This window comes from Pseudomonas sp. GW821-FHT07B01, assembly GCF_059419065.1.
This window is the reverse complement of the sequence record NZ_JBWKRA010000021.1, coordinates 1-12,058: the sequence shown is the minus strand read 5'-3', so window position 1 is coordinate 12,058 and position 12,058 is coordinate 1. Positions and strand designations below refer to the sequence as shown.

Sequence of the window (12,058 nt, the reverse complement as noted above, 5' to 3'; positions counted from 1 at the left end):
AGGTATTGGCTGAGCAACGCATCGGCCAGAACACGGAAGTCACTTTGCATTTCGCATTGCGCCTGGAAAATGGCGACACGGTAGACAGCACCTTCGACAAAGCCCCGGCGACCTTCAAGGTTGGCGACGGTAACCTGCTGCCTGGTTTTGAAGCGGCATTGTTCGGGTTCAAGGCGGGCGACAAGCGCAACCTGCAGATCCTGCCGGAAAACGCTTTCGGCCAACCCAACCCGCAAAACGTGCAGATCATCCCGCGTTCGCAGTTCGACGGCATGGACCTGTCGGAAGGTTTGCTGGTGATCTTCAATGATGCGGCGAATACCGAATTGCCTGGTGTGGTCAAAGCCTTCGATGATGCGCAAGTGACCATCGATTTCAACCATCCGTTGGCCGGTAAAACCTTGACGTTTGATGTTGAAATCATCGACGTTAAAGCGCTCTAACTGACGAAACCGGTTCCTGTGGGGCTGGCTTGTGTGGGAGCTGGCTTGCCTGCGATAGCATCACCTAGGTGTATCTGATACATCGAGTCGTTTGCATCGCGGGCAAGCCCGCTCCCACAGATGCTTATTCTATAGAGCTGAGTTGATCCAATTTCTTGGCCTGCAAGGCACGAGGCACAGCATGCAAATCAAACTCGCCAACCCCCGTGGCTTCTGCGCTGGCGTGGACCGGGCGATCGAAATCGTCAACCGCGCCCTGGAAGTCTTCGGGCCGCCGATTTATGTGCGCCACGAAGTCGTGCATAACAAGTTCGTGGTCGAAGACCTGCGCGCACGCGGTGCGATCTTTGTCGAAGAACTCGACCAGGTACCCGACGACGTTATCGTCATCTTCAGTGCCCATGGCGTGTCCCAGGCCGTGCGTACCGAAGCGGCTGGCCGTGGCCTTAAAGTGTTCGATGCCACCTGCCCGCTGGTAACCAAGGTGCACATCGAAGTGGCGCGTTATAGCCGCGACGGTCGCGAATGCATCCTGATCGGCCATGCCGGTCACCCGGAAGTCGAAGGCACCATGGGCCAGTACGACGCCAGCAACGGCGGCGCCATCTACCTGGTGGAAGACGAGAAAGACGTTGCCAACTTGCAGGTACACAACCCTGATCGCCTGGCTTTCGTCACCCAGACCACCTTGTCCATGGACGATACCAGCCGCGTCATCGACGCCCTGCGCACGCGATTCCCGGCCATTGGCGGCCCCCGCAAGGATGACATCTGCTACGCCACGCAAAACCGCCAGGATGCGGTCAAGCAACTGGCGGACGAATGCGATGTAGTGCTGGTGGTCGGCAGCCCTAACAGTTCCAACTCCAACCGCTTGCGTGAGCTGGCCGAACGCATGGCCACACCGGCGTACCTGATCGACGGTGCCGAAGACATGCAGCGCAGTTGGTTCGATGGTGTCGAGCGTATCGGCATCACGGCGGGTGCCTCCGCTCCGGAAGTGCTGGTGCGCGGTGTGATCCAACAGTTGCAAGCCTGGGGTGCTACCGGCGCCGATGAGCTGGCGGGTCGTGAAGAAAACATCACGTTCTCGATGCCCAAGGAACTGCGGGTCCGCTCGCTGCTCTGACGGCCAGGGTGCTGGAATAGCCTCGGCATAAGGCCTGTTCGGTCTTGTCACTGCGCAGGCTGACGCGCCCGCTGGGGGCCAGCACGATCTGATACAGGCTCTGTGCCTGGTCCTTGCCACACACATGCACGGTGCCGGCACGAAATCCCCCGCCGGCGAACACTGGCTCCCCCAGGCCGCTGAAGCGCACCTGGCTCGAAACCGGGCCATTACCGGCGACCGGCACGCGCCCATTGCTCTCGCGCTCCAGCAATACCGGATTGTCGTCATCCAGGTGGCCGCGCCCACTCACATCCAGTATCACGCGCCATCCCAGGCTCCAGTCCTCGTCCTTTGCATGAATGACCACCGCCCGGTTACGCGCTATGGCCTCGGTGCGTGCGTAGCGCAGCCCGGAGGCAAGTGCTTGGGCCACGTTTTGTCGTTGCTGCGATTCATGTAAACCCTTGAAACCGGGTACGGCCAGTTGCGCGAGGAAACTGGTGACGATCAGCCCCAGCAACATCTCAATCAGGGTGAAACCTTGTTGTTTCATGTGCGTTCCCTCCTTGGGCACGAGTGGGTTTTCTAGGTATAGCGCTTGGTCGGTGGCGCTGGATGATGGCCTTTATGTCCAAAGTATTTCCCTTTGTTCCGGGAGCAGCGCCGCTCGAAAACCGACGCTAGTCTTGGGTCGCACAGCAGGTCTCGCCTGCTTTTTTTCACCGGCCTTCGACATGGATGACGACGCAAATGCCAGCCTGCCAGAACCGATTCCTGCGCGTTGCGCACTCGCGCCAATCCGGCATGACGCTGGTCGAGGTGCTGGTAGCGCTGTTGATTTTGGCGATCGGCCTGATGGGCGCTGCGGTGCTGCAACTCAACGCGCTCAAGTACACCAACAGCGCCAGGATGACCAGCCAAGCCAGTTTTATTGCCTATGACATGCTCGACCGCATTCGCACCAATGCTGGCGCCGATTACACATGGGGCAGGGCAGAGCTGGCGCCGCCCAACACTGCCACCGCCAGCGTGCGTGACCTCGACCTGCACGATTTCGAGGCCAATATCACGGGTTTTGCCGGCGAGGATGCCAAAGGTTCAGTGGTGGTGAACGGGCAAGAGGTCACCATCAGCATCAGTTGGGCAGATGCCCGGGCAGCAAACCGTCCAGGTGCGCGGGAAACCTTCACGCTGACCAGTCGCATCAGTAATGAACAGGGAGTGTCGCAATGAAGCGTCTTGCGCGAGGTTTCAGTCTGGTGGAAGTGTTGCTGGCGCTTGCCATCGGGTTGGTCTTGATACTGGGGGCGAGCCAGATACTGATCAGTTCGCGGTTGACCCATGCCAGCCAGCAGGCCGCCATGCTGCTGCAGGATGATGCGCGGTTTGTGCTGAGCAAGATCACCCAGGATATTCGCCAGGCAGGCATGCTGGGGTGTTTGGCCGTTTCCGCTATCGACAATGCTCCGGCTGCCTTTGATCGGCCCATAAGCTGGGAAGCGGCGGGGAGTTCGAAGTCACTGACGCTGGTGACCGCGAATGTCGCCGATGGCGTCGGCAAGACTGACTGGACAGTGTTGTCCGACTGCAAGGAGACGGCCAGGGCTTATGCAGGCACACCGCCAGGAGCCGAACCCGGCCAACTTCGCTTTGGCATACGCCAACTTACCTATACCTACGAATCGGGTCAGTTGAAGATCAGTACCCCGGCAGCACCGGCCAAGGCAGTATTGATGGATAACGTGCTGGCATTCGACGTCAGCTTCGGCATGGCAGCCACCTCGGCATCAACAGTTGTGGAGCGCTATGACAGCCATCCGGCCGATGCGTCGTTGATACGCAGCGTGCGCATCCTCATGACCCTTCAAGACCCCGCTGGGCGGGTGAAGGACCAGACCTACAGTGTCGTGGCGGCACTGCGAAATCGGCTGGGGTAGGGGCAGCGGCCATGCAGGGAGGCATCCAAATGCGGCAGGCCGGGACGGTGCTGCTGATCAGTCTGGTGTTCCTGTTGGTGCTGTCGCAGGTGGGGCTGTCCTCGATGCAGGCTGCGGTCTCCCAGCAAAAAGTCGCGAGCAGCCTGTGGCATCGCAATCAATCGTTTCAATCTGCCGAAAGCGGCCTGAGGTTGGGGGAGTCGACCGTGCAAAGGGTTGGCCAGACGATGCCTGTCTGCCATTCGATCACCCGTTGTGCGCCGCCTGCTGAAGCGTTTTCCTTGACGGCGGCCGGGACGAACCCTGTCTCGGCGATCACCTGGCTCGCCTTGAAGAATGGGTTTTATGGCATTCAATCCCTCGGCGAGGGTGAAGGGCTGGCTCATTTGCCGTCCCATTCCCTGGCCACGCTTTTTCGAGTCACTTCGGTCGGTCTCGCGGGGCAATCGCGCACGGTGCTGGAGACGGTCTATGCCCGTGTAGAGGAGGGCGGCCGCGTCAAGTTTCGACGGGTCTTATGGCGGCAACTTCAATAAGGAGCAATCGGATGGGCAAGGAGAGCCAGGGTTTTACCCTGATTGAGTTACTGATCGTCGTGGCGATCATCGCGTTGCTGGCCGGGATTGCGTATCCCGGGTACCTCAGCCAGGTGAAGAAGGCGTATCGGGCGCAGATCGTCGCGTTGTTGAGCGAACAGGCCCAGCAACTGGAGCGTTCTTATACGAGGAATGGCACTTTTATTGATGCAGGCGACGTCAGCGCGGGCAATGATCATTATAGAATCAGTGCCGTCCTCAACCCTCAGGATTTTGACCTGCTCGCCACACCCGCTGCGGACTCGGTCATGGCGAACGACGCGTGCGCAGCATTCAGCTTGACCAGCACCGGTATGCGCGGCAACCCGGGAGCAGGGCCTGAAATGTCGCCCAAGGTCTGCTGGGGGCAAGGATGAGCGTACTTGAAGCGTGGGCGCCGGGCGCGCCTTTCCCTGTGTATCGGCTGGATCAAATGATGGCTAAGCAACAGCAAGTGGTGATTGTCGGCGGCGGAGTAATCGGGCTGTTGACGGCGTACAACCTCGCCAGTGAGGGCCAGGCGGTCACGCTGCTGGAGCGCGGTGGGCTTGGGCAAGAGGCTTCCTGGGCGGGCGGTGGGATTGTCTCGCCGTTGTACCCGTGGCGATATAGCCAGGCGGTCACTGCCTTGGCCCATTGGTCCCAGGATTTTTACCCCCAACTGGCGCAACGGCTATTTGCCGCTACCGGCGTCGATCCGGAGGTACATACCACGGGTTTGTATTGGCTCGACCTGGGTGACGAAGCGCAAGCACTGGCCTGGGCTGCCCGTGAAGGGCGACCGTTGAGCAAGGTGGATGTATCGGCGGCCCATGACGCGGTGCCGGTGCTGGGGGGCGGCTACTCCCAGGCGATCTACATGGCCAACGTAGCCAATGTTCGCAACCCGCGCCTGGTCAAATCATTGAAGGCGGCGCTGCTGGCGTTGCCGAACGTGACGATTCGCGAGCAATGCGATGTGTCGGGCTTTGTACTCGGCGGCGGCAGGGTGGTGGGTGTGAATACCGCTACGGGCCACGTTTTGGGGGATCACGTGGTGCTCGCGGCCGGCGCCTGGAGCGGGCAATTGCTGGGTACGCTGGGCTTGGGGCTACCCGTGGAGCCGGTTAAAGGCCAGATGATCCTGTACAAATGCGCGTCCGATTTTTTATCCAGCATGGTCCTGGCCAAGGGGCGTTATGCGATCCCCCGGCGGGATGGGCACATCCTGATCGGCAGCACGTTGGAGCATGAAGGATTCGACAAGACGCCGACCGACACCGCGCTTGAAAGCCTCAAGGCATCTGCGCAGGAACTGATTCCCGCCTTGACGGACGCCGAGGTAGTCGGGCATTGGGCCGGTTTGCGGCCTGGCTCACCCGAAGGTATACCGTTTATCGGTGAGGTCCCTGGCTTCAGGGGGCTGTGGCTCAATTGCGGGCATTACCGCAATGGTCTGGTACTCGCACCGGCATCTTGCCAGTTGTTCACCGACTTGCTGCTGGCGCGGGCTCCGATCATTGATCCAGCGCCTTACGCCCCTGTAGGGCGCCTCAACGCTGGATAAACTTTGGCCCTTGTTCCAGGTGCGCTTGGGTGCAGTACCATTCCTGGCGTGAGCTCAGTGCGCGGTCCTGGGGCAGATGCACGCCACAGTGGGCGCAACGCACCATCAGGGCCGCATCCGGCTCAGCAGGCCGCTGCTGGCGGCCGGCAGGGTTTTTGAATTTGCGCCAGAACCATACCGCGGCAGCAATGACGGCAATCCAGAACAGTAGACGAAGCATGATGGGCAGTTTCTCGACAAGTAATGCGCCAGTTTAGCCAAGGTGGTCACGGGCGCACAGGGCAATAAATACTCGCTCATAAAAAAGGGAGCTCCTTCAGAGCTCCCTTTTGCGTTGCGTCGAACAATCAGTCGAACACACCGAAGGTCATGTAGCTGAACCACGAACGGTCCTGGTTGTCGCCCAGGGCTTGCGGCTCTTCTTCTTCGATCACATCGCCGTTCTCGTCGTGCGGCTTGAGCTCCGAAGGAATGGCGTCCTTGGCGTCCTGGTACTGCTTGATCACGTCCTGGTTGGCGCGGGTTTCACCCGGCGGCAGCGGTGGACGGGACTCGATCAGGCCCAGGGTGTACTTGCTCAGCCACGAACGGTTGTCCGCTTCGTCAACCTGAGGCACGAACTGGCCGTCTTTCAGGCTAGGGTGGTCAGGGTAGTTGAGCTTCAGGGTTTCCAGGCTGGTGGTCGCCAGGGTGTCCAGGTGCAGACGCTGGTAAGCCTCGGTCATCACGGCCAGGCCGTCACCCACGGACGGGGTTTCCTGGAAGTTTTCCACCACGTAGCGGCCACGGTTGGCGGCGGCCACATAAGCCTGACGGGTCAGGTAGTAGTGGGCCACGTGGATCTCGTACGAAGCCAGCAGGTTGCGCAGGTAGATCATGCGCTGCTTGGCGTCCGGCGCATAGCGGCTGTTGGGGTAGCGGCTGGTCAGCTGGGCGAACTCGTTATAGGAGTCGCGGGCAGCACCCGGGTCGCGCTTGGTCATGTCCAGCGGCAGGAAGCGCGCCAGCAGGCCAACATCCTGGTCGAACGAGGTCAGGCCCTTCATGTAGTAGGCGTAGTCCACGTTCGGGTGCTGCGGGTGCAGGCGGATGAAACGCTCGGCAGCGGACTTGGCAGCTTCCGGCTCGGCGTTCTTGTAGTTGGCGTAGATCAGCTCAAGCTGGGCCTGGTCGGCATAGCGGCCGAACGGGTAACGCGACTCCAATGCCTTCAGCTTCGCTGTGGCGCTGGTGAAGCTATTATTGTCCAAGTCTGTCTGAGCTTGCTGGTACAGCTCGACTTCGCTCAGGTTTTCGTCGACGACGTCCTTTGTTGACGAGCAAGCAGCAGTCATGGCGAGGATGGCGATCAGCAGCAGGTGTTTCACTTGCATGGCGGCTTGCGTCCCTATGACGGCCGCTGTCTTGGGCGGGGCCGTCCTGTTATGATGAGCGCCCCGTTGAAAGCCTCGGGGCAAAAGACGCCGTATTTAACCACAAGCGCGCAGCCGAAACCAAAGGCTACGCCACGCCTAGTCTGAGCATGTCCGATAAAATTGAACTTCGCGCAGAGGTGCCGTCCGAATTGGGCGGCCAACGCCTCGATCAAGTCGCCGCACAATTATTCGCTGAGCACTCGCGCTCGCGCCTTTCCGCCTGGATCAAAGACGGCCGCCTGACTGTGGATGGGGCGGTTATCCGCCCGCGAGACATAGTCCATGGCGGTGCGATTCTTGAGCTGACTGCCGAGCAGGAAGCCCAGGGAGAATGGGTTGCCCAGGACATCGAGCTGGATATCGTCTATGAAGACGACGACATCCTGGTCATCAACAAACCCGCGGGTCTGGTGGTTCACCCGGCCGCCGGGCACGCTGATGGCACCTTGCTCAATGCCCTGTTGCACCACGTGCCGGACATCATCAATGTGCCGCGCTGCGGCATCGTGCACCGTCTGGACAAGGACACCACCGGCCTTATGGTGGTAGCCAAGACCATTCAGGCGCAGACGCAACTGGTTACGCAATTGCAGAGCCGTAGCGTCAGCCGCATCTATGAGTGCATTGTGATCGGCGTCGTTGTGGCCGGTGGCAAAATCAACGCGCCCATTGGTCGTCACGGCCAGCAGCGCCAGCGTATGGCGGTGATGGAGGGCGGCAAGCAGGCCGTCAGCCACTACCGTGTGCTGGAGCGTTTCCGCTCTCACACCCATGTGCGGGTCAAGCTGGAAACCGGGCGTACCCACCAGATTCGCGTGCACATGGCGCACATCAACTTTCCGTTGGTCGGCGACCCAGCCTACGGTGGCCGCTTCCGTATTCCGCCGGCGGCCAGCCAGACCATGGTTGAGTCGCTCAAGACGTTCCCGCGCCAGGCACTGCATGCACGCTTCCTGGAACTGGATCATCCGACGAGCGGTAAGCGCATGAGCTGGGAATCGCCACTTCCAGACGATCTGGTCTGGCTGCTTTCGCTGCTCAAGCAGGATCGCGAGGCGTTTGTCGGATGAATGACTGGCTGATACCTGACTGGCCCGCGCCGGCTGGGGTAAAAGCCTGCGTCACCACCCGTGCGGGCGGCATCAGCCTGGCGCCGTTCGATAGCCTCAACCTCGGCGATCATGTCGAGGACAGCCTTGAGGCCGTCCTTGAGAATCGCCGTCGCCTGAGTGACGCCTTCGATATCCAGCCTGCCTGGTTGCGCCAAGTCCATGGTACTCGGGTGGTTGAAGCCGATCCGGGTCGTACTGTCGAGGCAGATGGCAGTTGGACCAGCACCGCTGGCATTGCCTGCACATCCATGACCGCCGATTGCCTGCCTGCGCTGTTCTGTAATCGAGCGGGCACCCGGGTTGCCGCAGCCCATGCCGGTTGGCGTGGCTTGGCCGCTGGGGTGCTGGAGGCCGCGTTCGAAAGCCTGGATAGCGCTCCCGCAGACGTTCTGGTTTGGCTCGGCCCTGCCATTGGCCCACAAGCCTTTGAGGTTGGCCCGGAAGTGCGTGAAGTGTTCATGCAGCAACTGCGTGCCACCGCTGAAGCCTTTGTTCCCAGCCACAACCCTGGCAAGTACCTGGCTGACATTTACCAGCTGGCGCGCCTGCGTCTGGCCGCGCGCGGTGTTAGCGCTGTGTATGGTGGCGGGTTGTGCACTGTGACCGACCCGCGTTTCTTTTCTTATCGCCGAAGCCCACGTACGGGCCGATTCGCCTCCCTTATCTGGCTTGAACGCTAGACTGTCCTGATCTGTATCAACCGTCCGCCGCTTGAAACGCCCAGAATCCACCCCATCTATAAGGGTATCTGGCAGGTTTCTTCATTCAGGATGTGTTTGTTCATAGCTCCGGCCTGCTCAAAAGGAAGGTGACTAATGCGTATTGATCGTTTAACCAGCAAATTACAGTTGGCCTTGTCCGACTCTCAATCCTTGGCGGTGGGCCTCGACCACCCGGCCATTGAGCCTGCGCACTTGATGCAGGCACTCCTGGAACAGCAAGGTGGTTCTATCAAACCCTTGCTGATGCAGGTGGGCTTTGACGTTAACAGCCTGCGCAAGGAGTTGAGCAAAGAGCTCGACCAACTGCCGAAAATCCAGAATCCCACCGGTGACGTGAATATGTCCCAGGATCTGGCGCGCCTGCTCAACCAGGCCGACCGCCTGGCCCAGCAGAAAGGTGACCAGTTCATCTCCAGCGAACTGGTGCTGCTCGCCGCCATGGACGAAAACAGCAAGCTCGGCAAATTGTTGCTGGGCCAGGGCGTGAGCAAGAAAGCCCTGGAAAACGCCATCAACAACCTGCGTGGCGGCGAGGCGGTGAACGACCCTAACCATGAGGAGTCGCGCCAGGCCTTGGACAAGTACACCGTAGACCTGACCAAGCGTGCCGAAGAAGGCAAGCTGGACCCGGTGATCGGCCGTGACGACGAAATTCGTCGCACCATCCAGGTGTTGCAACGTCGCACCAAGAACAACCCGGTGTTGATCGGTGAACCTGGCGTGGGTAAAACCGCGATTGCCGAGGGCCTGGCCCAGCGCATCATTAATGGTGAAGTGCCAGACGGCCTCAAAGGCAAGCGCCTGCTGTCTCTGGATATGGGCTCGCTGATTGCCGGTGCCAAGTTCCGGGGTGAGTTCGAAGAGCGCCTCAAATCCTTGCTTAACGAATTGTCGAAGCAGGAAGGGCAGATCATTCTGTTTATCGACGAATTGCACACCATGGTCGGCGCCGGTAAGGGCGAAGGCTCCATGGACGCCGGCAACATGCTCAAGCCGGCCTTGGCGCGGGGTGAGTTGCACTGTGTCGGCGCTACTACGCTCAACGAATACCGTCAGTACATCGAAAAGGACGCAGCCCTTGAGCGTCGCTTCCAGAAAGTACTGGTGGAAGAACCGAGCGAAGAAGACACCATCGCGATCCTGCGTGGCCTGAAAGAGCGCTATGAGGTCCACCATAAGGTGGCGATCACCGACGGTGCGATTATTGCGGCGGCCAAATTGAGCCACCGCTATATCACCGATCGCCAGTTGCCGGACAAGGCTATCGACCTGATCGACGAAGCGGCAAGCCGCATCCGTATGGAGATCGATTCCAAGCCGGAAGTGCTGGATCGCTTGGATCGGCGCCTGATTCAACTGAAAGTCGAATCCCAGGCGTTGAAGAAAGAAGAAGACGAAGCGGCCAAGAAGCGCCTGGAAAAACTTCAGGAAGAAATTGTCCGCCTGGAACGTGAGTATTCGGACCTCGAAGAAATCTGGACCTCGGAAAAAGCCGAAGTACAGGGTTCGGCGCAGATCCAGCAAAAGATCGAGCAGTCTCGCCAGGAACTTGAAGCGGCGCGCCGCAAAGGCGACCTGAACCGCATGGCCGAGTTGCAGTATGGGGTGATCCCGGACCTGGAACGCAGCCTGCAGATGGTCGACCAGCACGGCAAGCCTGAAAACCAGTTGCTGCGCAGCAAGGTGACGGAGGAAGAAATTGCCGAAGTAGTCTCCAAGTGGACCGGTATTCCTGTGTCTAAGATGCTCGAAGGCGAGCGCGACAAGTTGCTGAAGATGGAAAGCCTGTTGCATCAGCGCGTCATCGGCCAGGAAGAGGCCGTGGTGGCGGTGTCCAACGCGGTACGGCGTTCCCGGGCAGGTTTGTCCGACCCGAACCGTCCAAGCGGCTCGTTCATGTTCCTCGGCCCGACCGGTGTGGGTAAGACCGAGTTGTGCAAGGCCCTGGCCGAGTTCCTCTTTGATACTGAAGAGGCCATGGTGCGGATCGATATGTCCGAATTCATGGAGAAACACTCGGTGGCTCGCCTTATCGGTGCACCGCCAGGCTATGTAGGCTATGAAGAGGGCGGTTATCTGACCGAAGCCGTGCGGCGCAAGCCTTACTCGGTGATCCTGCTGGATGAGGTCGAGAAGGCGCACCCGGATGTGTTCAACATCTTGCTGCAGGTGCTGGAGGATGGTCGCTTGACGGACAGCCACGGGCGTACGGTGGACTTCCGCAATACGGTGATCGTGATGACTTCCAACCTGGGGTCGGCACAGATCCAGGAATTGGTAGGTGATCGTGAAGCTCAGCGTGCGGCGGTGATGGACGCGTTGACCACGCACTTCCGTCCGGAATTCATCAACCGGGTCGATGAAGTGGTGATCTTCGAGCCTCTGGCGCGGGATCAGATCGCGGGCATCACCGAGATTCAGTTGGGCCGCCTGCGTAGCCGCCTGGCTGAGCGCGAGCTGGACCTTGAGCTGAGCGGCGAAGCGTTGGACAAGCTGATCGCGGTTGGTTACGACCCGGTGTATGGCGCACGGCCACTCAAACGTGCGATCCAGCGCTGGATCGAGAACCCACTGGCGCAGCTGATTCTGTCGGGCAGCTTTATGCCTGGCACCCGCGTCACGGCGACGGTGAAAGACGACGAAATCGTCTTCCATTAAGCCCTGCGCTTGGCGCAACCATAGAAGGCCCCGCATTGCGGGGCCTTTTTTTTCGATAGGGCGTTGAACTGTAAGGCAAAGGCTTGTAAAGTGCGCCCCGCAGCAACGTCAGCCCACGGGTTTCTTCTCCCCAAGAAGAAATCAGAAAGAAGCGCAAATCATTGTCTTAAAAGCAATTTAAAGGGTTGACAGGGGTTTTTAAGATTGTAGAATAGCGCGCCTCAGAGACGCTAACGTAGCGATACGGACAGGGTCGAAGAGGAAGCAACACAGCAGTAACTTTGAAATATGTAGTTCCGTGATAGCTCAGTCGGTAGAGCAAATGACTGTTAATCATTGGGTCCCAGGTTCGAGTCCTGGTCACGGAGCCAATTTCAAACCGGGGTATAGCGCAGTCCGGTAGCGCGCCTGCTTTGGGAGCAGGATGTCGGGAGTTCGAATCCCCCTACCCCGACCATATTTGGGTCGTTAGCTCAGTTGGTAGAGCAGTTGGCTTTTAACCAATTGGTCGTAGGTTCGAATCCCACACGACCCACCAT

Annotated in this window: 13 protein-coding genes and 3 tRNA genes; 13 read left to right on the top strand and 3 right to left on the bottom strand. The window is 59.6% G+C overall.

Annotated elements, in window-relative coordinates; all coding sequences use genetic code 11:
• Positions 1-5: 5 nt before the first annotated feature.
• On the top strand, positions 6-443 hold the full coding sequence (locus tag AC07S6_RS20800) for an FKBP-type peptidyl-prolyl cis-trans isomerase (protein ID WP_197880190.1): 438 nt from the start codon (positions 6-8) through the stop codon (positions 441-443).
• 181 nt (positions 444-624) lie between these two features.
• On the top strand, positions 625-1,572 hold the full coding sequence (ispH, locus tag AC07S6_RS20795) for a 4-hydroxy-3-methylbut-2-enyl diphosphate reductase (protein ID WP_003188409.1): 948 nt from the start codon (positions 625-627) through the stop codon (positions 1,570-1,572).
• On the opposite strand, the gene AC07S6_RS20790 is transcribed toward ispH, so the two are convergent.
• Complete coding sequence (locus AC07S6_RS20790) at positions 1,526-2,107, bottom strand: GspH/FimT family pseudopilin (protein ID WP_490614791.1); 582 nt, start codon at positions 2,105-2,107, stop codon at positions 1,526-1,528. The genes ispH and AC07S6_RS20790 overlap by 47 nt on opposite strands.
• A gap of 197 nt (positions 2,108-2,304) precedes the next feature.
• Here AC07S6_RS20790 and pilV point away from each other — a divergent pair, with 197 nt between their 5' ends.
• The 5 genes from pilV to thiO are packed head-to-tail and all read left to right on the top strand — an operon-like array spanning position 2,305 to position 5,612.
• Positions 2,305-2,787, top strand: coding sequence for a type IV pilus modification protein PilV (pilV, locus tag AC07S6_RS20785; RefSeq protein WP_034128056.1), 483 nt, complete (start codon positions 2,305-2,307; stop codon positions 2,785-2,787).
• Positions 2,784-3,491 carry a PilW family protein gene (locus AC07S6_RS20780; RefSeq protein WP_495112941.1) on the top strand — a complete coding sequence of 236 codons (708 nt, stop codon included), beginning with the start codon at positions 2,784-2,786 and terminating at the stop codon, positions 3,489-3,491. The genes pilV and AC07S6_RS20780 overlap by 4 nt, the downstream gene beginning before the upstream one ends.
• An 11-nt stretch (positions 3,492-3,502) precedes the next feature.
• A complete protein-coding gene (locus tag AC07S6_RS20775) occupies positions 3,503-4,027 on the top strand; it encodes a pilus assembly PilX family protein (protein WP_495112940.1) in 525 nt (174 codons plus the stop codon).
• Between the two features lie 11 nt (positions 4,028-4,038).
• Positions 4,039-4,443, top strand: a complete 405-nt coding sequence (locus tag AC07S6_RS20770) for a type IV pilin protein (RefSeq protein WP_054896885.1) — start codon at positions 4,039-4,041, stop codon at positions 4,441-4,443.
• A gap of 59 nt (positions 4,444-4,502) precedes the next feature.
• Entirely contained in the window at positions 4,503-5,612 is a 1,110-nt protein-coding gene (gene thiO, locus AC07S6_RS20765) for a glycine oxidase ThiO (protein WP_495112939.1), read from the top strand.
• On the opposite strand, the gene AC07S6_RS20760 is transcribed toward thiO, so the two are convergent.
• Complete coding sequence (locus AC07S6_RS20760; RefSeq protein WP_495112938.1) at positions 5,599-5,832, bottom strand: PP0621 family protein; 234 nt, start codon at positions 5,830-5,832, stop codon at positions 5,599-5,601. The genes thiO and AC07S6_RS20760 overlap by 14 nt on opposite strands.
• Before the next feature lie 127 nt (positions 5,833-5,959).
• Positions 5,960-6,985 (bottom strand): outer membrane protein assembly factor BamD, encoded by a 1,026-nt coding sequence (locus AC07S6_RS20755; RefSeq protein WP_034128050.1) that lies wholly within the window; start codon positions 6,983-6,985, stop codon positions 5,960-5,962.
• Positions 6,986-7,134: 149 nt separating this feature from the next.
• Between AC07S6_RS20755 and rluD the strand changes: the two genes are divergently transcribed.
• The 6 genes from rluD (at position 7,135) to AC07S6_RS20725 (ending at position 12,057) form a co-directional block, all read left to right on the top strand.
• The gene (gene rluD, locus AC07S6_RS20750) at positions 7,135-8,097 is read left to right on the top strand and encodes a 23S rRNA pseudouridine(1911/1915/1917) synthase RluD (RefSeq protein ID WP_003188422.1); all 963 of its coding nucleotides are present in this window, start codon (positions 7,135-7,137) and stop codon (positions 8,095-8,097) included.
• The gene (gene pgeF, locus AC07S6_RS20745; protein WP_495112937.1) at positions 8,094-8,819 is read left to right on the top strand and encodes a peptidoglycan editing factor PgeF; all 726 of its coding nucleotides are present in this window, start codon (positions 8,094-8,096) and stop codon (positions 8,817-8,819) included. Before rluD ends, pgeF begins: the two co-directional genes overlap by 4 nt.
• 135 nt (positions 8,820-8,954) lie before the next feature.
• A complete protein-coding gene (gene clpB, locus AC07S6_RS20740) occupies positions 8,955-11,519 on the top strand; it encodes an ATP-dependent chaperone ClpB (RefSeq protein WP_197880100.1) in 2,565 nt (854 codons plus the stop codon).
• Positions 11,520-11,814: 295 nt separating this feature from the next.
• A tRNA-Asn gene (locus AC07S6_RS20735) sits at positions 11,815-11,890 on the top strand.
• 9 nt (positions 11,891-11,899) lie between these two features.
• Positions 11,900-11,976: transfer RNA gene (locus AC07S6_RS20730), tRNA-Pro, on the top strand.
• A 5-nt stretch (positions 11,977-11,981) separates the two neighbouring features.
• A tRNA-Lys gene (locus AC07S6_RS20725) sits at positions 11,982-12,057 on the top strand.
• Position 12,058: the final 1 nt, after the last annotated feature.